Source organism: Sphingobacterium sp. UBA1897 (genome assembly GCF_002337775.1).
Taxonomy (GTDB): domain Bacteria; phylum Bacteroidota; class Bacteroidia; order Sphingobacteriales; family Sphingobacteriaceae; genus Sphingobacterium; species Sphingobacterium siyangense.
Map to the genome: position 1 here is coordinate 172,990 of NZ_DDGR01000004.1, position 24,000 is coordinate 196,989.

General features: G+C 34.4%; 25 protein-coding genes. 21 read left to right on the forward strand and 4 right to left on the reverse strand.

Translation table 11 applies throughout. The annotated features are described in order from the left end of the window. Window positions 1–88: 88 nt before the first annotated feature. The 6 genes from B4N43_RS03525 (at window position 89) to B4N43_RS03550 (ending at window position 8,139) form a co-directional block, all read left to right on the forward strand. The gene (locus B4N43_RS03525) at window positions 89–454 is read left to right on the forward strand and encodes a hypothetical protein (RefSeq protein ID WP_286732806.1); all 366 of its coding nucleotides are present in this window, start codon (window positions 89–91) and stop codon (window positions 452–454) included. Beyond that, window positions 447–1,679, forward strand: a complete 1,233-nt coding sequence (locus B4N43_RS03530) for a terminase large subunit domain-containing protein (protein ID WP_286732808.1) — start codon at window positions 447–449, stop codon at window positions 1,677–1,679. The genes B4N43_RS03525 and B4N43_RS03530 overlap by 8 nt, the downstream gene beginning before the upstream one ends. Window positions 1,680–1,708: 29 nt before the next feature. Further along, a complete protein-coding gene (locus B4N43_RS03535) occupies window positions 1,709–2,245 on the forward strand; it encodes a hypothetical protein (protein ID WP_286732809.1) in 537 nt (178 codons plus the stop codon). 182 nt (window positions 2,246–2,427) lie between these two features. Next, a complete protein-coding gene (locus B4N43_RS03540; RefSeq protein WP_286732811.1) occupies window positions 2,428–3,060 on the forward strand; it encodes a hypothetical protein in 633 nt (210 codons plus the stop codon). Window positions 3,061–3,117: 57 nt separating this feature from the next. After that, window positions 3,118–4,362 carry a hypothetical protein gene (locus tag B4N43_RS03545; RefSeq protein WP_286732813.1) on the forward strand — a complete coding sequence of 415 codons (1,245 nt, stop codon included), beginning with the start codon at window positions 3,118–3,120 and terminating at the stop codon, window positions 4,360–4,362. 3 nt (window positions 4,363–4,365) lie between these two features. Next, window positions 4,366–8,139, forward strand: coding sequence for an alkaline phosphatase D family protein (locus B4N43_RS03550; protein ID WP_286732814.1), 3,774 nt, complete (start codon window positions 4,366–4,368; stop codon window positions 8,137–8,139). A 185-nt stretch (window positions 8,140–8,324) separates the two neighbouring features. Here the strand turns inward: B4N43_RS03550 and B4N43_RS03555 are convergent, their stop codons facing one another. Continuing rightward, the gene (locus B4N43_RS03555) at window positions 8,325–8,816 is read right to left on the reverse strand and encodes a hypothetical protein (protein ID WP_286732816.1); all 492 of its coding nucleotides are present in this window, start codon (window positions 8,814–8,816) and stop codon (window positions 8,325–8,327) included. Between the two features lie 70 nt (window positions 8,817–8,886). On the opposite strand from B4N43_RS03555, the gene B4N43_RS03560 reads away from it, so the two are divergent. Beyond that, a complete protein-coding gene (locus B4N43_RS03560) occupies window positions 8,887–9,300 on the forward strand; it encodes a hypothetical protein (RefSeq protein WP_286732817.1) in 414 nt (137 codons plus the stop codon). Here the strand turns inward: B4N43_RS03560 and B4N43_RS03565 are convergent. After that, the gene (locus tag B4N43_RS03565) at window positions 9,297–9,737 is read right to left on the reverse strand and encodes a hypothetical protein (RefSeq protein WP_286732818.1); all 441 of its coding nucleotides are present in this window, start codon (window positions 9,735–9,737) and stop codon (window positions 9,297–9,299) included. The two genes, B4N43_RS03560 and B4N43_RS03565, sit on opposite strands and share 4 nt — an antisense overlap. Before the next feature lie 117 nt (window positions 9,738–9,854). Here B4N43_RS03565 and B4N43_RS03570 point away from each other — a divergent pair, with 117 nt between their 5' ends. The 12 genes from B4N43_RS03570 to B4N43_RS03625 all read left to right on the forward strand — a co-directional run bounded on the left by B4N43_RS03570 (window position 9,855) and on the right by B4N43_RS03625 (window position 21,960). Next, window positions 9,855–12,083 (forward strand): hypothetical protein, encoded by a 2,229-nt coding sequence (locus B4N43_RS03570; protein WP_286732819.1) that lies wholly within the window; start codon window positions 9,855–9,857, stop codon window positions 12,081–12,083. 14 nt (window positions 12,084–12,097) lie between these two features. Then, a complete protein-coding gene (locus tag B4N43_RS03575; RefSeq protein WP_286732820.1) occupies window positions 12,098–12,463 on the forward strand; it encodes a hypothetical protein in 366 nt (121 codons plus the stop codon). Between the two features lie 109 nt (window positions 12,464–12,572). Continuing rightward, window positions 12,573–15,314, forward strand: a complete 2,742-nt coding sequence (locus B4N43_RS03580) for a hypothetical protein (protein WP_286732821.1) — start codon at window positions 12,573–12,575, stop codon at window positions 15,312–15,314. A gap of 61 nt (window positions 15,315–15,375) precedes the next feature. Continuing rightward, entirely contained in the window at window positions 15,376–15,987 is a 612-nt protein-coding gene (locus B4N43_RS03585) for an XkdF-like putative serine protease domain-containing protein (RefSeq protein ID WP_286732824.1), read from the forward strand. A gap of 32 nt (window positions 15,988–16,019) precedes the next feature. Beyond that, window positions 16,020–16,607 carry a hypothetical protein gene (locus B4N43_RS03590; RefSeq protein ID WP_286732827.1) on the forward strand — a complete coding sequence of 196 codons (588 nt, stop codon included), beginning with the start codon at window positions 16,020–16,022 and terminating at the stop codon, window positions 16,605–16,607. Window positions 16,608–16,631: 24 nt separating this feature from the next. Beyond that, window positions 16,632–17,531, forward strand: coding sequence for a hypothetical protein (locus B4N43_RS03595; RefSeq protein ID WP_286732828.1), 900 nt, complete (start codon window positions 16,632–16,634; stop codon window positions 17,529–17,531). Between the two features lie 12 nt (window positions 17,532–17,543). Next, window positions 17,544–18,134 (forward strand): hypothetical protein, encoded by a 591-nt coding sequence (locus tag B4N43_RS03600; protein ID WP_286732830.1) that lies wholly within the window; start codon window positions 17,544–17,546, stop codon window positions 18,132–18,134. A gap of 107 nt (window positions 18,135–18,241) precedes the next feature. Further along, window positions 18,242–18,568, forward strand: coding sequence for a hypothetical protein (locus B4N43_RS03605; RefSeq protein WP_286732831.1), 327 nt, complete (start codon window positions 18,242–18,244; stop codon window positions 18,566–18,568). After that, window positions 18,552–20,390, forward strand: coding sequence for a hypothetical protein (locus B4N43_RS03610; protein WP_286732833.1), 1,839 nt, complete (start codon window positions 18,552–18,554; stop codon window positions 20,388–20,390). Before B4N43_RS03605 ends, B4N43_RS03610 begins: the two co-directional genes overlap by 17 nt. A gap of 8 nt (window positions 20,391–20,398) precedes the next feature. Beyond that, window positions 20,399–20,956, forward strand: a complete 558-nt coding sequence (locus tag B4N43_RS03615) for a hypothetical protein (protein ID WP_286732834.1) — start codon at window positions 20,399–20,401, stop codon at window positions 20,954–20,956. Beyond that, the gene (locus B4N43_RS03620) at window positions 20,956–21,381 is read left to right on the forward strand and encodes a hypothetical protein (RefSeq protein WP_286732836.1); all 426 of its coding nucleotides are present in this window, start codon (window positions 20,956–20,958) and stop codon (window positions 21,379–21,381) included. The genes B4N43_RS03615 and B4N43_RS03620 overlap by 1 nt, the downstream gene beginning before the upstream one ends. 42 nt (window positions 21,382–21,423) lie before the next feature. Then, window positions 21,424–21,960, forward strand: a complete 537-nt coding sequence (locus B4N43_RS03625; protein ID WP_286732837.1) for a hypothetical protein — start codon at window positions 21,424–21,426, stop codon at window positions 21,958–21,960. A 158-nt stretch (window positions 21,961–22,118) separates the two neighbouring features. On the opposite strand, the gene B4N43_RS03630 is transcribed toward B4N43_RS03625, so the two are convergent. Further along, the gene (locus tag B4N43_RS03630; protein ID WP_286732838.1) at window positions 22,119–22,634 is read right to left on the reverse strand and encodes a hypothetical protein; all 516 of its coding nucleotides are present in this window, start codon (window positions 22,632–22,634) and stop codon (window positions 22,119–22,121) included. A gap of 1 nt (window position 22,635) precedes the next feature. Beyond that, a complete protein-coding gene (locus tag B4N43_RS03635) occupies window positions 22,636–22,929 on the reverse strand; it encodes a hypothetical protein (RefSeq protein WP_286732840.1) in 294 nt (97 codons plus the stop codon). Between the two features lie 75 nt (window positions 22,930–23,004). Here B4N43_RS03635 and B4N43_RS03640 point away from each other — a divergent pair, with 75 nt between their 5' ends. Next, a complete protein-coding gene (locus B4N43_RS03640; RefSeq protein ID WP_286732841.1) occupies window positions 23,005–23,244 on the forward strand; it encodes a helix-turn-helix domain-containing protein in 240 nt (79 codons plus the stop codon). A 289-nt stretch (window positions 23,245–23,533) separates the two neighbouring features. After that, on the forward strand, window positions 23,534–23,998 hold the full coding sequence (locus B4N43_RS03645; RefSeq protein WP_286732890.1) for a M15 family metallopeptidase: 465 nt from the start codon (window positions 23,534–23,536) through the stop codon (window positions 23,996–23,998). Window positions 23,999–24,000 lie beyond the last annotated feature (2 nt).

Below are 24,000 nucleotides of genomic sequence, written 5' to 3' on the forward strand. Positions count from 1 at the left end.
CTTTATTATTTCATTATCAAGTTACATACAAACCAATCCAATATTTATTCATGGAGATGCCTATATAGTAAATGGCATGTAATAGGATATGCGAGGTAAGCAACCCCAAAAAGCAAACGAAACAAGTATAAAAAAAGGTGAGGTTAGAAACCCTAATGGACGTCCAAAAGGGAGCGAAAACAAACGAACTAAAGAAGTTAGAGAAGCATACGAAGAGATAATGCAACTACTTGAAAAGCGTATGATGGACGGTGACGATGTGATTAAATCCCTTTCACCATCTAAAGCAAGTGAATTATATTGGAATCTTTTAGGTTATAAAAAGCCCAAATTATCAGCGAATAAAATCGAGCAAGAAACAAACGTTAAAGGTGACGTTAAAATAAATATTTCATTTGGAGACCTCATAAATTCCTCTACTGAGGAGGAGAACGAGGACAATAATAATGAATGAGGAATTTAATATTAAACTCCCAATTCCTCATCAAAAGCAAAAAGAAATATTAAATGCCTACTTCAACAGCGGAGTTAAAAACATAACCGTTAATGCAGGACGTAGGGGTGGGAAGAGTACAATAATGTCTATCATAGGAATTGTTGAAGCCTGCAACGGAAAGCAAATAGCTTATATATGTCCACAATATTCACAAGCTAAATTTTTCTTCAATGAAATATTAAAGCTATTACCCCTTAACGTAGCCGAAAGCAATAAATCAGATTTAGAAATATCATTCATTACAGGCGGTCAAATCAAATTCTATTCGGGAAATGGCGATAGTCTGGACGGTACTATCAGGGGACGTAATTATGATTTGGTCATTATTGATGAAAGTGCATTTATTGCGAATCTTCAAGAAAAGCTTGATGGTGCAATTGGTGCGACACTAACCGATAGAGATGGACGATTGTTGATGATTTCAACGCCTTATGGTAAAAACTACTGGTTTGAACTTTGTCAAAAAAATGATGGTGTACTATGGTCGCATTTTCATTACACCACATACGATAATCCCTACATTAAAAAAGAAGTAATTGATAGGTTTCGACAACAATTATCAAAGGCACAATTCAATCAAGAATATTTAGCGATTGCAGGAGAGAATGCAAGTGCCATTGTTGATAGCGATGTCATAGAAAGAAATACGATAACGGAATTATCCACCCTTCCAACAGTGGTATATGGGATTGATATTGCAACCTCTCCTAATGGTGACTACACAAGTATAACAGGCTTAGATAGTAATGGACACATGACCGAGCATCAACACTATAGGGGGTTTGATTCTAATCTATTAGAGGGGATTATAAGGAATTTACCGAGCGGAGTTATAAAGGCAATTGATAAAACAGGCTTAGGTGATGGTTTATTTTATCGCCTGCAAATGGTAGCGCAAAATGTAATAGGTGTACATTTCGATTCATCAACCAAGCTAAATTTAATTACGGAATTAAGGGTGTCTTTGAACACTGATAAACTTAAATTCAATGAACTAACCGCAAAGGAGTTAAGTACATACATTGCAACACTTAATCCCAAAACACATAATATTAGCTTCAATTCAATATCGGGGTGTTTTGATGACACCGTAATTTCTTTATCCTTAGCCAATTTCTATTTAGATGAAGGTAAAGCCATGCACGATTCTAACGGCAATCCCCTTGCTAAATACGGTTGGTAAATAACCAATATTTATTGGAAATATTAAGAATGACAAAAGAAGAATTATTAAATAAACTCCCCTCAAAATGGGCTGATATCACATTAAAGCAGTATATAACATTCAGGAATTTGATAGACAAATTAGGCGGTGTAGAGGAGTTCGAAAAGGTGTATAGGAATATTCTCGACATATATTTTTATGTCTTTACAGGGGTTAATATTATCGATGTGGAGGGATTCAAGGAGATGGATTATTTCAAAGTTGCTGAACGTTTTAATCAGTTCGAGAATGACGAATCTAATACAACAGCAGATATTGATGAAAGCCTAGTTAAGGGATTTGATGAAATAGTCTTTGAAGACCTTTTAAAATATATGAACCTGCAGGAGCAAAATAATATATCCAATTGGGGAGAGATGATAAACATTCTATTGAAAACTCCTATCGATAACATCGAGGACAATATGACAATGGCAGAAGCCAACAGGTTTTTTTTTGTTCTCGAAAAGCAGTTGACCAATTATTTAACAGCTTTGGAAATCTCTTTGATGGAGAAGTTGAAGAAGAAGCACAAAGCGCAATAGAAGCATCACAGCAATATTTAAAGAAGGAGTTTTACAGACGATGGGGGTATTTTGAATTGCTTCATAATGTATGCGAATACTTATTTGTAACGATGCTCGAAGGAATGAAAATGTTTGCGGTCGATGTGTTTGTTTATAGCTCATTGCTGAAAGATAAGGTAAACATATTAAAGAAATAAAGCATGGCGAAGAGTTTAAAACAGGCTAGTAAAAAGGCACAATTCAATAACCTAATTGATAATCTTGTTGCAACCGTGGGAGAAGATAAGGGGGCGTTTTCATTTAATATGAATGTGTTAGAGGAGATAGTTGCGGAGTTTATAGAGCGTGTTAAAACAGAAATAAATAGTATTAGTGATTTCTTGGTTACAGGCTCTATTGAAGAGCTTTCAATCAAAGTTAATAATATGAATGAGGTTGAAATATTAGGATTAGAACATATAATATACCAATCACGAGGAGTTAACGGAGTTGAGCAAAACAATGGTAGTGTACATTCATACGGACAGTATAAACCCCCTGTTGCACCGATTTTAGAATGGATAGAAAACCGTCAACTAATATCAGCCAATAACGGAAATTTTTTTAAATCAGCTGTTTTCGATGATATGACAGATACGGAGAAGAAAACCCAATTGGCATACGCAATACGAAGCAAAATATATAAGAAGGGTTTTCAGGGTAAAGGGTATTGGGATAAAAATGTCGATTGGTTAAAGAACGAACTCAACACACGCATTCAGGCAAATTTGTCTTCACAAGTACGTTACCGCATATTTAACAAGTATGGCGACAATATTCAAAAGAAACAATAGTAAATCCCTCTATTATAAAATTTATAATGTAATGAGGAATTTTAAAAATTATAATAAATGGCAATAATAATAACAGGGCAACCAAACAATATAAATCCAAGTGGCAATACAAATAAATGGGAATTCAGTTCTGATAGTTCACAATTAATCTATTGCATAGTTGAGGTGAAGGAACCTATTACAGGTAAAATAATAGCGAAAAAGAAAGTGTTTCCAAAGCCATTAGCGACTGCATTAGCGGTTGATTTATATAGCGTTTTAACCAATGTCGTAGAATCGAAATTGAATAATTCTAATGACGTAGTAACCACTAGTAATTTGTATGCTTATGAATTGACGATAACAGAATATCTAATTAATTCAACAACAGGATTGGTAACGGTTGGTAGTAACATATCAACAGGGGTTAAATACGTCTTTGATTGTGAAATGGGATTGATGGACTTTTTAAAGTATCAGCCGAATAAATACAATATCAATACAACATTAAACAAGGCTGTATTTTTAACAAATAAAGCAAACATTAATTATGTGTCATCGGAGCAGAAGGAGTTTTTAAAGATATTCGATACCGCTAAAATCGGTAAGAAAATAAAGGTAACAAAGTACATTAATAACGTGGGTACAGATACCTTTTATGATATTCCAACAACAGGAAATGTTATAAATATAAACGTTTCCCCTTCAATACTTTTCCCTAGTGGAACCGACAACATTGACAGGTATAGGGTTGTGATTGTCGATGGTGACAATATTGAAGTCAGTGATTTTAAGGGATACATAATTAAAAGAGATTGTAATAAAAATGACTTCACCTTAATCTATAAAAATCCTGTAAGCGGTTGGGATACATTCACCTTTAATAATAGGGTTGAGACCTTAACAATCAATAAAACGTACCTAAATAAATCGAGAGCGCAAACAGCAATTAACAGTGTGTTATTTAATGATAAGGAGTTAATCAATGTCGATTCGAAGTATAGTTATAATGCATATAGTGATGTGTTAAGCGACCATGATGCAAGTTTAATAAAGGAGTTGCTAATAGCAAACAAAGTCTATATTCAAATTGAAGAGTATTTTGTAGAAATAGCTATAGATGTGAAAACCTACAAGGTATTACAGCAACGCAACAACGGATTTAAAAGAAGTCGATTAACTATTGATTTTAGTGTTGCATTCAGTATTGATTTATTCAAGCAAATACTAATAGCTAACAGAGATGAGAATCCCCAAATCAACTATATACTAAGCAATTTTTGGAGTTTGGTTGAAAATGATAAGGGTATAGAAATAATTTAACAAATGGCAATTCAATATAATTTAATCGGGGCTATAACACCAAACTCCGCAACAATAACAAGCAAGTACGATTACCCAGCTCCGACACCTAACAGTACCGAGTTAAAGATTTTAAGAATTAGATACCATTCGACTTTGGGGATGCAGGTATATGTAAATGGAAAACTTGAAGCAACAGATAACAGTAAGACAGGGAATTTTGCGTACATTGAGAATTTAATGATAGGTTCAGATGCCGATGAAGTTGCTTATTTCAAAGGATACATTTGTGAAATAGCTTTCATTAATGATTTTGGAACTCCAAACACAGCAACGAATAATAACATCATAGAACAAGAAAGATGGTTAGCGGATAAGTGGTTAACTACAGGAACCGTGCTAGATGATGGATACGTTGTAAAGGCAAGTGAAAGCGGTTCTTTTCCCATGATTCCGATGCCTGACCGTATCCAATGGCTTCAAATGAATGAGACTACAATGGTTAACAATGGTAGTGGAAAGTGTAGTAAATGGGATGATTTCGTAGGGTTTGGAGGGGTTTTAAAACACGGTATTCCAACAACTGGTGCATTGCCTGCAACTATAGCAACGAATAAATTCAAAGGTAAGAATGCACTTTATTTTGATGGAACAAATAATTATAAAGTTGCAGGTCTAAAACAGACTGGAGACCCGGACTTTTTTACTTTTTTCATGGTCTTTGCCTTCGATAACACGACAGGTGACCAGACGGTTATAGGTGCTATTAATGATGGTGGTACGGTTTATAACAATGCTATAAGAATCAAAAAATATAGTGGTGAACCCAATTTAGCTGTCAGAATCAATACAGCAGGCTTTAACGAGGTGCAAGTTCCTTTTAGCGATGTGTATAGTATCAGTTATCCGCCTAATGTTGTATTGGGAAATACTCGTTTAAAGTACTCTAAAAACTCCTCATTTGCCTATTCAAGTTACACATCATTATTGCCACACAATTCAAGCAATAATGGAGTTACTAAGCATACATTAACAGGTCTTAATTCCAATACTCAATATTACGTCAAAATGGAAACAGACGGAGTTGAGCAACCCGAAGTATTGAAGTTTAAAACATTTCCATTGGTAGGAACTCCAACAAATTTTAAATTCGTGGCAGGCTCATGTAATTACACAGGTAGTAATGCCGAAACATTCGAAGAGATTCGAAACGAAGAGCCATTATTTTGGTCACACCTTGGTGATTGGCATTATGAGGATATTACAACAAACGATTCTCAATTATTCCGCAATGCCTATAATACAACAGCAAGGCAGGCGAGGGTAAGGGATTTGAATAGGAATGTACCACTTATGTATATGTGGGACGACCACGATTACGGCGATAATAATTCGGACAAAAATTCCCCTTCAAAGGTAGCTTCAACCAATTTTTATTTGGAAAATATCCCACATTATCCGTTTCTGAACGATGCTAATTCAAGCCCCTTAACCGATTCGCTTGGTCAATCTTGGATAGTAGGACGAGTATTATTTATACTCACTGATTTACGGTCTCAAAGGGATAACTTTTTGATTGACGATTACGACCTGAATAAAAAAATGTTAGGCGATGCGCAAAAAGCTTGGTTCAAATCAACATTATTATCAGCCAAAAACAATGATGATATTGCTTTGATTTGTTGGTTAAATCCTGGTTCATGGACAGGTGAAGACCTCAATGGTTATTCGTGGGATTATGGTTCGAGCGGTGAACATTGGACAGCTTATAAAGCAGAGCGTACAGAGTTATGGCAGTGGATGAACTCCAATAATATTACCAACATGTTTATTGTTAACGGTGATACCCATCAACAGGCCATAGATGATGGGAGAAACGCAATATTTGATACTACTTCACCGACTTTATTAGATTGGAAGACCTTTCCCGAAAATAGGTTAACTCCATGTATCGAAGCTTCACCATTTCATAAAGATGTTGACAGAGGTAGCGGACCATTTCAAATTAATGACATTGGCGATTCAGGTTCAGTTGCTGTACTTAGTGAAAAAACATATACTACTTTTGAAATTGAAGATAACGGTACAGAATGGATTAAAGTCATTGTTAAGCAATATGCTTTGCCCGATGGAATAGTATATTACACCGAAAAAACATTAGTGAATAAATTTGAATTTGTCAGACAATGTAAAGGAACAAAAGCACCGAAACCTGAAATCAATAATGAGTCAGGAGTACAAAAATTAGAAGGTAAAATAAAAACCAACTTAACACTCAATAAGAAAGCAGCAGCCATTACTTTTTTATCTCCTGTAAGTTTCCAAAACAATTGGAAAGCACCAATAACAGGTAAAATAAACGGTACGAAAACGGATAGATTAGTAAGAGTATACAGACGAAGTGATGAAGATTATTTAGTGGGTGAATGTCCTGTTAACGGTACTACAGGGGAGTTTACATTTAATGGTAATAAAGGAATTTCAACGCTTGTATTCAAGATTTATAATTCCTCAACCAACACCTTAATTGAAGAGGTAATAAACGATGGTGTCAATGGCGAAACTTATAGCGATATAGAAGCTAAGCTATATATCACGTCTGATATTGATTATTACCAAAGAGCCACAACGATTGGAGTAACTAGCGGTTATTCATTCGAAGTCAGCACAACCGATGAGGACAAAATTTATAAAGTCAAAATCATCAACAAAACTACCAATGAGGTCTTAGCAGAGACACCCGTTAAAGGATGGCTACCACGTTCGTACACACTTGAAAAAGATGACCCTGCTTATATCACACCGTTCGCTAGCAAAAGCTATCTATACGATGCAGGATTGTCTTTAATATCATTGGCAGGAGTTGGAAATAGCGAGGGAGCAAAGAGAACTGCAAAAGGGATTGTAAAAAGTCAATTGACTAATGGAGCATTTCCATTTTCAACGAACCACATTAACCCAATTGGTGCAGATGCATATTTGAGGTCGGGGGCAATTTGTTGGGTTGCTTATGCGTTGGGTTACTATTTAGAGATGTATCCAACATCATCAATTAAAGAAGATGTAAAGCAGTGCCTAATAAAAGCGTTGGAATACTTGAAAACACTTCAAGACAATACCAAAGGCGGGCTTATCAAAGGTGGCTCAGGACGATATACAACAAGCGGAGGAATTGAGACATTCGACCCGACTTATATCATTCCTTGGATATCTACAGAACATAATATTGATGCTTACTTTGCATTTAAGCAGGCAGGAAATGTATTAGATAATACAAGTTATTCAACTATTGCAACTACCATAGGTAACTCAATAATAACACGATTGTACAATTCCACAGAAAACCGAATGTATCAAGGTATCAATGCCGATGGAACACCCGATACAGCGGACGCATTAGACATAAATTCTTGGGGTGCTATCGCTATGGTTGCTCTAAGTCAAAGAGAATATGCGGTTAAACTCCTAGAAAGAGCCGAACGGTATTATTCAACTGTTGACGAAGAAACAGGTGCTTTAGGCTACAAGCCGTATTCAGCGGAATTAGGTTATCCGAATGCAAAAAATACTGTATGGTTTGAAGGTAGTTTTGGGGTGGCATTAGCTTATTACAAAATAGGTAACGTTGAAAAATATAATCAATTATTGGATGGTCTTTATAGGTTTAAAGAAGATGATGGAGCATTTCGATATGCAACGTTACGTGATGCGACTTATGAAATTACCAACAATAAAGCTATTGCATCAACAGCATGGTTTGTTTTAGCGAATAGTTTAGCAAACAACGTTTGGAAATAGAGATTTTCCAAGTTTTGGACATAATTTGTATATTTAAGTTCTTTCATAAAAATTGAAATTTTTAGCCCTTCGTAGTTTTCGGGATGCGAGGGGTTTTTTGTTTTAAAATTTTCAAAACTTTATTGGGTGGTATATTGTTATCAAACAGTTTTTCATAGGTAGTAAACGCTCGATAGACTCCCAATCTATGAGCGTTTTTTATTTATGGATTTAAGCCACGGAAATTGGTTGTTCTCTATCATTTCAATGACAATATTCAAGTCAGCAGCCGTAAACCATTGAGCGCTAAATTTAAGCGTTAGATTATTTACCCAACCTTGATTTTCACAGTAGTGTATATTTCCCATGTCGCTATTATTTACCATAAAACTATAAGCATATTTTTGCCCTGTATAATTGAGGTCTGCCACTGTAATTACTTCTCTTTTTTCTCCGTGGTAAGCAAGGCAAACCATTTTAGTCTCATATTTATGTATTAAAGCGTCAATGATTATATTCTCTAATTCCTTGCTTAAATTCCCCTCTTCCAACCGCCACAGATGATATTGTTGTTTGAATAGGAATTTTGCATTATTCTTACCATATACGTAATAATCAATTGTTGTTTTCCCTTCATCAATAACCTCAACCATTACCTTGTACCGCTTGTTCTTGTATACAAAATCCAAATTCTCCATGTAGCAAAATTATAAATGGATTTCTGTATTTGCTAATTATTTTAGTATTTTTGGTTGAAATATAAATGATATGGATTTGAAAAGATATAAGGAAGAATTGGGAGAATTTGGACAGGCTTTGGTATTGAAAAATGAAGCAGTACGGACGCAAGAATTTAGAAAATATGAGCAATTTTTATTGGAACATTTTCCTGATTCAGTTAAAGAGGATTTGGAAAAAGCTAAGAAAATGAAGGTTCTAAAATTCACTAAAGACCAATTAAGGAGTTGGATTGAAGCAACTAAGGTCAATATGTTAGAATCTGATTTGTATGCTTTTGACTATGGTAGTATTGTAACTGGTCACATTGTGTCAGGTGAAGCATTGCGCCTATATTCAAACGACTCATTGGAAGACATTATTTGTACACAAGTGTTACCGACCGATTTCCTAAATATGACCAACCATGAAGAGTATTTTGTCAACATAAGAGTCCGAACCTAGACTTTATAAAAAGTTTCTTTATTATATTGGGGAGTTTCTGAAATTAAATAGTATGTCTCAGGAATCATTGTGATAGAATTGTGCGATTTGTTATATACAATTGTTTTAATTCCCATGTCAATTTTCTTTTCATCATTAGAAGAAAAGGATAATGTACCAAAAAGAGTTGTATCCATTCTAATTATACCTTGCCAACTGCCAGTTTGATATTTGACTTCAATTTCTAATAAATTTTCTTCTTTATAGACGATTCTCGCAATAGATTTTTCAATCTTATCGTCTTTGCCATCATAAGATTTAAAATTTCCAACCATATGACTATAAGTGTTTTTCAATTTCTTGTTCCTTTGCGACGTTTTATATTCATCATATAGAACCGCTACTATGAAACCTATTGCAGCACCAAGAATAAGTTCAATCCAATTAATATCACACATAAAATTCATTTTCACTAAAATATGAAAAAAGAAGATATTTAAGATATAAGAATATTGCCCACACCATCAAGCCAATATTTATTGGAAAAAATGGTTAAAAAATACAATCTATTCATAATGTCGGACGACGATAGCGAAGTTTTTGAGCTTGACATTGATTCGTTCGACACCTCAACTATTTTTGCAGTTGAAAACCTTCAAGACATAACAAAGCGGAATGATACAATTAGCTACGATATAAAGTTATTGCGTACTAAAGCGAACAATATTGCTTTGGGTAATCTATTCGATATTTCAACATTTTCATCACCGCAATACGGTCAACAGTTAGGTCACAATTACACACCTAATCAATTAGTCAATTGTCAACTTTATGAAGACAATACCCAACTCCTTAAAGGCAAATTGCAGATTGTTGATTTTGATAAATTATCATACAATGCAGTTATTACAGGCGAGGTTGTTAGCTTCATGGCTAACATCAAAGACCGTTACTTACATGAACTTGATAGCTTATCGGAAACAGTACAATTTAACTACACTTACATTACTCCAACGTGGTCATCATTTTCAGGTAGCTACCTTTTTCCAATGGTTGATTATGGTGTCGATTATCGTACAGGTAATTATGACCCCTATGATAATAATTTTGACATCAACAATTTACGTCCTGCATTTTATTTGAAATCCTATTTGAATGCTATTTTTAAGGGGTTTCGATTTGACGATGGTAAGCAGATTTACACCCAAAAAAAGGAAGATAACACGCTATTGAATAATAATACGGTCGAATTATCAAAGATTGATAATCTCATCAATAAAATATTTATTCCCAACAATTTTGAAAACTTTACTCGTAGTGAAGATGGTATAATAACAAAGATTTTAATGTCTACACCTGCACAAGCAGGAGACAATTTAAACCTGCAAACAATCAATGGTGTTGCAAGTCAATTTAATTCGAGTGTTGATGATTTTTGGACAGTAGGAACAAAGACAAATTTCAAATTATGGGAATCTAGCGGAGGGGGCGGAGTAACACAACTTTCAATGCCAACACTAAAACCAAACGATAAGTATATAAATTGTACACTCTATTTGCGTTTTAGGTTAGTTATGCCGAAAGGTACTACAGGCACATGGATGGTTGGGCTTGCTGATGTAGCAGGAGCGAACAAGCTAGAGCAGGGGCAATTGAAACATTATACAAAGGTGCAAAAAACAGATATTAATGTAAGTCAGGAATTCAATATGGAATTTGATTTGCAAGTGGATAGCCTGCAAGGTGAATTTGCTTTTGTATTTTTTCGGGAGGACCAGACGGCAGCCAATTCAAAAAATGAAACAGGAATTGAGTTTGATAATATAGCCATTCAAGTAGGTAAACCAAATACAACAACTGAAATAAGTGTTGATTATAATGACACTATTGACGTATATAACTACATTCCAAAGGATGTTAAGATTGTGGATTTTCTAAAGTCGATTATGCAAATGTTCAACCTTTATCTTTATCAAGATAAGGATATTCCCAATAGATTTGTCTTAGATACGTATAACAATTTCTATCAGAATATTATCACTTTAAACCCCTCAAATGCTGTAGACTGGAGCAAAAAAATTGAGTGGAGCAAAGCTAAATTTAAAACCAATATTAATCTTCCAAAAAGCTATTCATTCAAGTTCACAGAGGATGGAGACATGATGAATAACTATTATCAGGAAACCTATAAATCAAATTTTGGCGACTATTTAGTACTAAATGAAAACGGAACAGAAGACGATAATAGTGTAGAATTAATATTTGCACCAACGCAAAACTTATCGCATTCTAAAGACCTTAAAAACTTACCTATATTATATGAAAGTGATTCATTAATGGGTGACAAAAAGCCTTTTAAATCTAACATTCGGATTTTGTACAACAATGGATTAAAACCTGTTTCCCCTTCGTATGAAATAAAAAATGGTGACACATTAATAGGCTATCGACCAAATTACAATTACTGTAGTATGTTCAAATGGAGTGCGTCCGATACGTTTGAAAGTATGCTACTTTTTGATGTTCCTTTCAATTTGATGACCTATGACTTTACGGCAATTAGTAAATCAAAATCATTATTCAATCTGTACTACACCAATAGGATAAAGGAGTTGACAGATAATAATTTGACCATTTTGGAAGTTGAAATTTTTCTAACGAAAGAAGATATTGAAGAGTTGGATTTTACTAAGCCAATCTATGTGGAGAATGAGGACGGTAATACATACTTTAAGCTTCTAGAGGTAAATTATAACAACAATACATTATTGTCAAAGTGCAAATTGCAGAAGATTACGATTTAATATATATTTATATAATGAAAAGAGCTATATTATTACTGTTGGTTATTTTTGGGCTGACTTCAACCATATTATCAAGTTGTGGAGGGGATAAATACCAATATGAACATACAATTAAAAAGGGCATTTCTAAAATGGAATTTATAACAAATCTTAGAGGTGCATATAAAGAGATTTACGGTGAAGAATTGTATTATCAACTAAAAATGCTTAATCGCGATGATACATATAGAATAATATTAGAGCCTGATATAGGGGTTATTGATTTTAATTTTAGTAACGGTCAACTAATTAGTTACGCTATAGTTATAAACAAAAATAAGAAGCTTGATTGGATGTTTAAAATAATTAAAGGGGTCGAAGCAGTCAAAGCAGAATATTAATACTTAACACCCACATATATCTACCAGAGTATGTATAGGCTCCCTGATCGGGGAGCCTTTTTTGTTACCCACCCTTTGCTATTGAGCCAATATTTATTGAAAAAAATATATGGCTATTAAAGGCAACAACAATAAAGAAGAAATATTACTAGGCGTGTCGGTCGACGTAGCAGAAGCGGAAAAGAAAGTTCAAGAACTTGAAAAAAAGCTTGATGCTCTTCAAGAAGTGAAATTAAAAGTTTCAGGCGATGCACTTGCTCAGGTCAATATGGAGATAGAGCAAACGACCAAAGCGATTAAAGACCTCAATGAAACAATTATCAATCCCTCTTCCAATGTTGAAGAAGTTAAAAATATTGGTAAAGTAGTTGAAGATTTAAATGAGACAATCGACGATGTAAATAAAAATAAGCTAAAGCCCAAATCAGATAATAAAGACCTAAAAAATACTATCCTTTCACTTGATGAAATGGATGATTTATTGAAGAAACTTAGAGATGAACAACGCACAACTAAAGACCCTTTACGTTTACAGCAGTTAGCTAATGAAGCTAAGAGCCTAACCTTGCAAATTACCGCAATGGAGGATGGATATAAGGACGTTACAGCAACCATCTCTATGTTAGAGGATAAGTTATATTCACTATCAGTGAGTAACCAACAAAATAGTGAAGAGTTCGCCACAATTTTAAATCAGTTAACAAGATATAAGCAGGCAGTTATTGAAGTTGATAAGACCGTTGACACCTTAAGCGTAGATAAATGGACAAGATTTGTCGAGGTTGGAGAATCAATGACTGGAATTTTTGGAGCTGTTACCGCTTCAATGCAATTAATGGGCATTGAGAGTAAAACAGCAGAAGAGAACATTGCAAAGTTGATGCAACTGCAAAGTATAATGCAAGGGTTACAATCCCTTAATCAATTCCGTAAGCAATGGGTAACATTAATTTCATCATTTAAATCCGCAAAAGAAGCGACCGATACAATTAACAATATAGCCGATGCGACGGAAACGGCAAGTGATGCAACAGGAACATTAACGACAGCAACGCAAGGGGCTACAACAGCAACAGAGGGCTTTGGTCTAGCCTTTAAATCAATTGGAATCGGCTTAGCCGTGGCAGCACTAACTTATTTAATCGCAAATTTTGATAAGCTTAAAGAAGTTGTTTTTAACCTCGTTCCTGGGCTTAAAGATGTAGCTGAATTCATTGGTAATATTATCCAAAAAGTAACGGACTTTATCGGGATTACCTCAGAAGCTGAAAGGCAATTGGAACGCTTGAAAAAGCTAAATGAAGGTATTGTAACGGGGATTGATAGCCAAATCGAAATGCTATCAGCAATGGGTGATAAAGAGAAAGAAATCTATGAATTAAGTCTAAAACGCAACTCACTAAAAAGACAAAGTTTAATTGAGACGGCTAAAGTTAATAAACAATTAAATGAAGAAGAGCAAAAGCAATTAATTGATTTAAATACGGAGCGAAACGTATTGATATTAAGCGAGCGTAAAAGGATAAATGACCTTGCAAAAGAGCGAGCAGATAAGGCAAAACAAGAATATGATACTTTGCTTAATCAACTTAAAGGCTATCTAAAAGAAGCTGAAAAAATAACTTATTCTGCTAACCATAATAGCAGACAAACCGATTTAAAAAATTTATCCGACAAATACAAAGAACAGATTGCAGTAGCTCGAAAACTAAACCAAGATATTTCCAAGCTTGAAGAAGCGGAACGAATAGAACGCAATATTGTCAACAAAAAATATGATGACGAATATTTTAATTACATCAAAGGGAATAGCCGTCAATTTCTCGATGACTTTTCACGAGAATATTTAGAAACAATAGAATCTTATACCAAGCAAAAAGAAAATGCAACAGCATCCCAAAAAGCTGACTTGGATGTTAGATTGAGTAATCAATTAACATATTTATCACAGTTAAAACAATTATCAATTGCTCAAAAGGAAGCGGAGAGGGATTTAAATTCCGCATCAACCAAAAATGAAATAGACGAAGATGATAGCTTTAAAATCCAAAAACAAAAGCTTGATGCTCAATTGCAAGCAACAAAGGACTATGAAGACACCTTATTGCTTATAACAACAGAGTCTAAAAATCTTGAAAATAGCGAGATTCAAAGGTTATATGAAGAAGGTCAATTGAGGTTAAAGGAATTAATGGCAGACCCTGCAATCAATGCGAATGAAATAACCAATGTGCAGGCCGAATTGAATGCAAAATTGGGTGCTATTGAAGCAAATAATAAGGACATTGAGGATGCTACAGTTAAGCATAATGATAACATTCAAAAAGCGGAGAAAGCTAATAATAAGGCAAAGAAAAAGCTATTGGATGAACAAACAAAAGCTAAGCTTGATAACCTGTCAGTTATTGCAGGAGCAACCGACCAAGCACAACAATTATTAGGTGAGTCAACCGTTGCAGGCAAGGTCGCTGGCATCGCAACTGCAACTATAGATACGTATGTTTCAGGGGTTAAGGCAATGAAAGAGGTGCCTTATCCTTTCAACTTTGTAGCATTAGCGACTACAATTGCATCGGGTTTAGCCACGGTTAAAAAAATCATGTCCGTTAAAGTCGATGGTGATACATCGGGCGGAGCAGGAGCAGATGCAAGCAGTGTATTAGGTTCAACAATGCAAGCACCGGTGATTAATTCGACCGTGTTAAAAACGGCTGAAAATGGAACCGACAAATTAAGTGATGTTATTAGCCAAAGCAACGAAAATCAAGTTGTCAAAGCTTATATTACTAATTCTGATATTGAAACCAACGAACAAAAGAATCAATTCATTAAACGAACATCAAGCTATTAGTTTTTAGCCCCTCTTAATGAGGGGTTTTTTATTTGTCATCCAATATTTATTGGAAAAAAATATGGATAGAAAACTATATGAGCTAAAAATCAACCCATCAATTGGAATGGACGTTAACGTGATTAGTATCGTTGATTCCCCCGCTGTTGAGAGTTCATTTTTAGCGTTCTCAAAACAGGAAAAGAAAGAAACTTTTGCAGTCGCCAATGAGGACAGAATGGAATTAATCGGTGTTGCAATGATTCCTGATAAGATAATTCCAAGATACGATGATGCCACCAAAGAAGAATATGATGTGTTTTTCTCAAAGGACACAATTAGGACTATAGCGCAAAACTATTTTTATTCGGGCTATCAACATTCAATCAATCTTCAACACTCAGACACTTTTGTGAATGCACATGTGTGGCAAAGTTATATTGTTGATTCTGCTATGGGTTTAACTGCTCCAAACGGAATTAACGCAGTTGATGGTACTTGGATAGTTGGTGTACAACTTGATAAAAACGATACAGGTTCCCAAAAACTTTGGAAATTTATCAAAGATGGAACATATACAGGATTCAGTGTAGAGGGGTATTTTATCAACCAATTAACACAAAATTTCAACTCCCAAATCACACTTGAACAAGAAATTGACAATGCTTTAAAGTCTCTAAATACCAAAAAATAACAAGCCAATATTTATTGGAAAGAAAGACAAAAATGAATATAAAATCATTTAAAGAAATTAAAGCAAAATACGATTCTCTAGTATCTAAGTTTTCTTTCAAGTCAGATTCTGTTGGTGAAACGGTATATGAGTATACGGCAAATGAGGTCGGTGAAGAGGTATATGTAAGTACATCAACAGGTAGTGAGTTAGCTCCTGATGGCAAAGTTGAATTACCTAATGGCGATAGCTTTATCGTAACAGATGGTAAAATTGCTGAAGTGTTAACCGTGGCTAATGACGTTGATGAAGAGGAATTGACTGCTGAAGATGATAAGACTGAAGAAGAAACAATTGATTTAGTTATCGAAAACGTTGACGAGGAAGAAAAGGATAAAGAAAAATTATCCGACGAACCAACAGCCGATAACAAAGAAGTTGAAGAATTAAAAGCTGAAATCGAAGCTTTAAAAGCTACAATCAAAGAATTAAAAGGGGAATTTTCTAAAGAAATCGATACCAAAATCGAAGAATTTAAAGCAATCCTAAAAAATACGCCTGCTAGTTTTTCCAAACAAAACACGATAGCAGAAGACGTAAAAGAAGACAAATGGGCAACACTTGCTAAAAAGCTTGCCTAACCAATTAAAAATAGAAAATATATAATGAGTTATAATGTAACTAGTTTACCTGCATATACTTCCGAACAGTCAAGAAAGTTTATGCTTAAATCCATCTTAGGTGGAAAAACAATTGAATTTTTAACTGAAAAAGGTTCTTTTGACCCTACAGCAATGGGTAATACAGCTATTCAATTACTTGAGAGCGATATTATTTGGCAGGATGGCTCGGTGTGCCGTCTAAGTGACCTCGGTAGTGTGGCATTAGCGCAAAATGTATTGGTAGTTCAACCAATCGCAATGAAGTTTCCTTTGTGCGCACGCACACTAGTAAAAACATACGCTGTAGAAGACTTAAAAGCAAAACAACGTGGTGAAAATGGCTTTGACGATGCTTTATTTATCGAGCATATCGGTGACGATGTTGCAAGTAAAAATCAAGCTGAAATTGAAAAATTAGTATGGCAAGGCGATAAAACTAAGACAGGTAACATGAAGTTTATTGACGGTTTCTTAAAGCAATTAGCAACAGGGACATTTGATTTATCAGCGGTTACAGGTGCAGATATTATCGCAGAATTACAAAATGCTTATTTGGCAATGCCTATTGAGGTAAGAGACCAAGAGGATTTCAGAATCTTTTTAGGAAAAGAGGTGTACGATAAATATAAAGCTGTATTAGCAGGTAAGAACATTTACCAAGCCGTTGATGATAACACATTGTTTGGTACCACTGCTATTTTCCAAATCGCAAATGGTTTGAATGGAACTAATAAAGTTGTTTTTGGTCGTGCGAGAAATTTCCAAACAGGAGGTGATTTAAAAACTACAGAACTTGAACATTGGTATTCGAAAGATGACGATGAAGTAAAAGTACAAGCTCGTTTTTCACTAGGTGCAACAGCAATCTACAAGCAAGAAATTGGAGTTTTAGACGTAGCATAAGCTACTTAAAAATTGAAATATAAGGGTGGTGCAATAACAACACCATCCTTTTTTATATATAAAAATATTAAAAATATGGCAAATTGCGGAAGCTCATTAATTGGATACGTAAAACAATGTGGTGAGAAGCTTATTGGCGGAACGAAAAACATTTATATGATTGCGTTTTCTAACTTAAAAAATATTGAAAGCTCAACGTCTGTCTACTCAATGACGGCAGGTAAAGTGAGCGAAGTAGGTTTAGAAGCATCGAAGAAATTCGTGAAAATCGAAGTTGAGAATAAACAAAATAACGTAACCGATACAATTACAGTCGGTGATAATGGAATTATAAGCGGTACGTTCGCATATACTGCACAAATGGTTGGTTATAGTGCAGAAGCGAATCAATTTGTTACTTCCTTGCTTGGTCAAGCTGTTGTAATCATCATTGAATTAGCTAATGGTTCATATATAATCGGTGGATTGGACGGAACCGTCCAATTGAAAGAATCAGTAGGAACTATTTCAGCAACAGATTTAAATCGAACATTATCATTCAATGGTGAAATCTATGCACCAACACCAGAGTTGGACAAAACAATCTTATCGACTCTTATCTAATACCCAAATTAGATTATAAAATTTAAAATTTTCATTACTTAATTATTATTCGAGGGGGCTTATTCAAGTCCCCTTTTTTATTGAGCCAATATTTATTCAAAAAGAAGATGATTATAGATAAAAAACTCTTTTCAAATTCCTTGTTTTTCAATGTCGCACCATACATAATAGTTGGTGAAGTCACATTGAAGCTAACCAAAGAAGCATCGAATAAGGAATCATCATTTACAATTATTCCAACCAAAATAACGGAGCGATTTATTGAAGTGAAAGAGGAATTTGGAGGAATTGAAGAAGGAAAATATAGGTATCAACTAATCTATAATGATAGCGTGGTTGATAGTGGATTCATCCGAGTCATCGGAGAAAACCAACAGGTTGCTATTGAGCGACCAACAGCAGTAAAAAAAGTGATTGATGGACGAAAGAAATAACGATTATAACATTAAAATAGAAAACTTTGCAAGATTTATAACACCATTGCCGACTGAACCAAAGCAAACCAACGCAGATAAGCACGTAAATTGGGGTGAAGATAACTTATACCCTAATTTTTTGATTGATATTGCTGATAAATCATCGTTGCACGGTTCAATTTTGAATAGTAAATCAAATTATGTTTTCGGTGATGGTCTAATTGATAAAAAATCAGGCGAGTTCTTGAACGAAATCCAAGTAAATGAAGATGATTCGTTAAGCGAATTAATCAAAAAATGTATTAATGACTTGGTTTATTTCAATGCTTTTGCGGTGGAAGTAACGTTTAATCAATTGGGGGAGCCGTATAATTATTATCATGTTCCTTTGCATCACGTGCGTTTGAACAATTCAAAAACAACATTTTTTGTTAATAAGGATTGGAAAAATACACCTCGTACAGTATTGAGTTATCCAAAGTATTTTCCAAAGTCGAACGATTCAACAGAACCTAAAATTTTCTATTTCAACTCATACAATGTAAGTGTAAATAATACCTATCCAAGTCAAGATTATAAATGTATCGAGAGTGCAGTAACTGATATGTTGGTAACCACATTGTTTAAAAATAATGTTGCTAATGGCTTTTCTTTGACCAAAGTTATCAAAACCTTTAACGGTCAGGTATCGGAAGACCAACAGCGCATTATCACTAAAAAATTTCGCGACATTTTTTCGGGTGCTGATGGTGAAAATTTGTTAGTTGAATTCAATTCTCCTAATGGCACACCAATGGCAATTGATACTATAGAAGCTGATGATTATGCATCTAAATTAATTGAAGTAATCAAAAAAACGGAACGTAATATTCTATCAGCACATCAAGCAACATCATCAATTTTATTCGGAATTGAGAAAGAGGGGAGCCTGGGCAATGCAACAGAATTAGAAAACGCATATCAGCTTTTCAAAAACAACTACGTAAAGGATAAGCGTATCGAGATAGTGAACGCATTCAATAAACTTTTTCAAGCAGATGACCGATTACCAATAATAGATTTGAAAGATAAAGAAAGACTTTTCAAGCCTGAATTGGACAGCACTACAAAGGAAAAAATAATGACGGTAAACGAACTACGTAGTGAAGCAGGTTTAGACCCTTTGCCTGATGGTGATACGTTACTAACCACAACTCAATCATTTTCCGCTGATAAAAAAAAAGATGATGATGAAATAGAATCTTATTCAGCTACTATTGAAGATTTTGAAAAGGTAAAGCATTTGGGTACGAATAAAGAGGATTTTATTGTCATCGGTAAAGCTAAATTCAGCGGTTGCGGACACTATCATTTTGCATCAAATTATAATTCAATTGAGGAATATCTACTTGATAATAAAATCGAGGGAATGACACTTGATGAAATTGCAATAAAAATCGGAAATGAGTTAAACCAAAATATCACAAAGCAGGAAGTACAGAATGCGATAGAATTACTTAAAAATGCAGGACTAATTAGTGCAAAAACTAATACAGCAAATAATATCATCCATACTGCACCATCGAGCATTGCGAATGCAAATAAGATTGAAGTATACTATGATTATCAAAAAAGAGACGATGCTGACGGTAATAGTATCATTCCAACCACACGTCACTTTTGTGAAGCCGTAGTAAATTCGAACAAATATTATAGTGCTTCGGACATCCAAAAGTTCAGTATTGCGTTCGGATATGATGTAAAAAGTCACTGCGGTGGCTACTGGAAAAATAAGAAGACAGGCGTTGTAAACAAGCATTGCCGACATGAATGGGTACCCGTGAAGGTATTTAAGCCTTAATTATTAACATGGAAAAAGTAAATTTAATATCAATTCAAAGTATAAAAAATAATAGTGTTTTGCCAAAAAACATTGACGAAAATATCATTCAAATAGCATTAAATGAAGCAACCGATTTAGAGCTTGAACCGCTTATTGGTGCTGAATATATTGCATCAATGAGAACCAAGATTGCAGAAGAAACGACAACGGAAACAGATAATTTTGTCTTGGATATAGTAATCGAGCCTTTTCTAATTTACGCTACTATAGCCTATGCAATTGACTATTTGCATCTAAAAATAAACAATAAGGGTATCAATGTTTCAACAGATGCAACATTGTCAGCATTGCCAATTAAAGATAAAGATTCAGCGGTGCAGACCGTAAAACAAAAAATGGATGGGTATAAGTCAAGGTTGATTAAATACTTTGCAACAGACAATGACGATACGACAAATACATCAATAGATGCTGATTCAACATTCAACAGTATGAATATTTATCTTGGTGATAACATTGACTATTCAGCCCAATATTATAAGGAGCGTGCAAGCAAAGTGAACTATTACAGGAGGGGTTACTAATGGTAAGGAATTTAAAGTATATCAAAAATATAATTGAAGAATATTTTGCTCTACATCCGATGGTTAATGATGTTAAATTCGGGGATAGTGATAAGTTATCTACATATAAAAAACTGAAATATCCGTTGTTAAACTTTGAGTATGTAAAATCAAATTTTAATGCAGGTAACGACAATGCAACTATATGGGAATTTGCTATAATGGACTTAAGCGACGAGATTACGGAGTTTGACGTAATTGATGCAACAAATGAAATTGCACAGGATTTTTTAAAATTCCTTGAAAATCACAACGATTTAGAAATTAACGGTAATGTGTCGGTTGTTCCCTTTAGTGACAATTTCGGTGATTTATGTAGCGGTAATGTTTTTACTGTTACATTTTCATCATTCAGAAATAATTGTTTGAATATATTGCCATTATAGACGTTAATATTATTGCTATATTTGCACATTATATTAATCTAAATGGGGACAAGACCACGTAAAACAAATGAAATGATAGGGGAAATCGTTATTGACCCCGAAATGTATATAGCCAATAAAGGTTCAAAAAGCGCAAAAAAGATATTAGATAAAACGCAAGAGGTTCATATTGAAATTTGGTTTGACAGGCATTATTCTGAACGTTATCACCATGGGGAAGACAATGGGGATGTTAGAGAGGGGATTTCGCCAGATGTAATTAAAGAAGTAATAGCAGATTCAATTAGTCATATATTTCACTATTCATTTTGTGTTTCAAGTTTTTCTTTTATTAATAAAGAAGGTGTACATAGAGCAGTGCGTTTTGTTATCAAAGCACAAACAAGTTTTGGAACTTTGAATATTGTGGTTGGATTCTTTCATATTGAAAAAAGTAAGTATGAAGTAACTGTATACACCGCAATGTGTGTTGATGATTTCAGAGTAAGTGATGGACAATTCATAATCGCATTAGATGGAGAATCAAGTACTTTATCTAAAAAAGCTGGACCTGAGTTTAAACATATAGATTCAATATAAAATAATTGTATAAAAAATTTTTTATATTAATTTATGTTTGATATATTTGTACTATCAGAGACAGGGGAAGAAGCTGGACAGCCTTTTAAATGTAGGGCAGGATTCTAAACTGGACAGTCTCAAAGAAATAAAGAAGCCCCTTTCATGGGGCTTTTTTATTATTGGTAGATGTAGGAATTTATGTGTTCTTTTAGTTTATTAAGTGCTTGTCGGTGATTGTCGCTTCGAAGGCCGTCATACCAATAATTGCCGTCTTTTTGTGTTATTGTGAAATGTACCATTTTGACTTTATTGGCACTTAGTTCTTGGATGATATAAGCGATTAAACCTACAACAGCCCCAATTGCAATACCATAGAAAATTCCGAAAAAACTCCCCCCAATAGAACCAACAATTGCACCACTGATACCACCATCGTCATTGACTAAAATATTGTATACGAATATAATTAGACATGCCACTACAGTAGTACCAATAGCGACTTTAGATGAACTGTAATTGTAGGTATATTGCTTGCCTTCTTGCTCGGTCGAGTTCGCTCCACGTATTTCATTAATTCCAATGAAGGCTTCTTGGGAGCCATTTTTGTATAACAATCTTTTATCAGTTAGCTTAAATCTTTCGTGATTAATTTGGATAGTTATTACTTCTTTTTCGTTGTCTAAAAGTTCCATATCATTTGTTACTACAGTTTTCAATTATCTTATCAAATTGGTCTCGAGCTGTTTTTACTTGTTCGTCCGTCCAATTTTTATTAACACCAACTCTTTCAAGGGTTGCCATATTGGATTGTTGAAGTGTTTGACAACGAGCTAGTTGTTCTAAACGACCTGTTTGATTGGCAATGTTGTCCATCTTACGATAACAATCACAGACTTCTTTAGCTAAATCTTGCTGATTGTTTTTTGAACATGATGCAAGTAAAGACACGACTCCAACGAGCGTGTAGGATAATATTTTTCTCTTCATATAAGTTAAATTTTAATTGTAAATGTACGACATGTCGTATATAGTTCAAAATATATTATCCCAATTTTTGTTCTAATGGCAATGAAGAACCCGAGGAACGAAGAATTGATAGTTGCATTTGGACAAAATGTAAGAAAATTCCGTTTGGAAAAAGGGTTGACCATGAATGAATTAGCTTTAGAATGTGATGTTGAATATGGTGCTATCAGCACTATTGAGAGAGGAAAGGTTAATTGTTCAATAAGTACCGCTTTTGCCATTGCCAAAGCCTTAAATACCCCTATTGAGAAGCTTTTAACCATCGAAATAGACTAGTAATTCGCTATTACCCTTCATTAATTTTAAGCCCTTTCTTTATAACGCTAATTAAAGCATTTTAAGGGGTTTTGTGCCTTTATGGATTTATGTTATTAATTGCTGTAAATAATGCCTTATATGGCTTCTTACGTAGTCCGTTTTAGACGGCAATCTCCCTTTTCTTGGTAAAACTAATTTATTTTACTTTTCTCCGTGCTTTTGGCCGTCAGTCCAATATTTATTGGAAAAAATGGAAGATAAAAGACTACAGTGGGCGGACTCCATAACGCTCAATAGAATAGATTTAATGCACCCTTTATTGAGGGAAGAACTAACTAACCAATATCTTGAAATAAATACCAAATTACCTAAAGGTGTACGATTGAGATTTACCCACACATTAAGAACCATGCAAGAACAAAATGCACTTTATGCACAAGGCAGAACAACCAAAGGTAAGATTGTAACCAATGCAAAAGGTGGTACGTCATGGCATAATTACGGTTGTGCATTTGATATTGTAATTCTATATGATAAAGACAGTAATGGAACTTTTGAAACTGCATCATGGGATGAAGACAAGTATTTTATGATGGTTGTCAATTACTTCAAGTCCAAAGGATGGTTTTGGGGTGGAGATTTTCGAAGTTTTAAAGATTCACCACACTTCGAAAAGACTTTTGGATTGACGATTAACCAAGCATTAGCTAAATACAACGCCAATGATATAGTTATCAATAATGGAGTTAAATATATCAAAATAGGGGGTTGAGA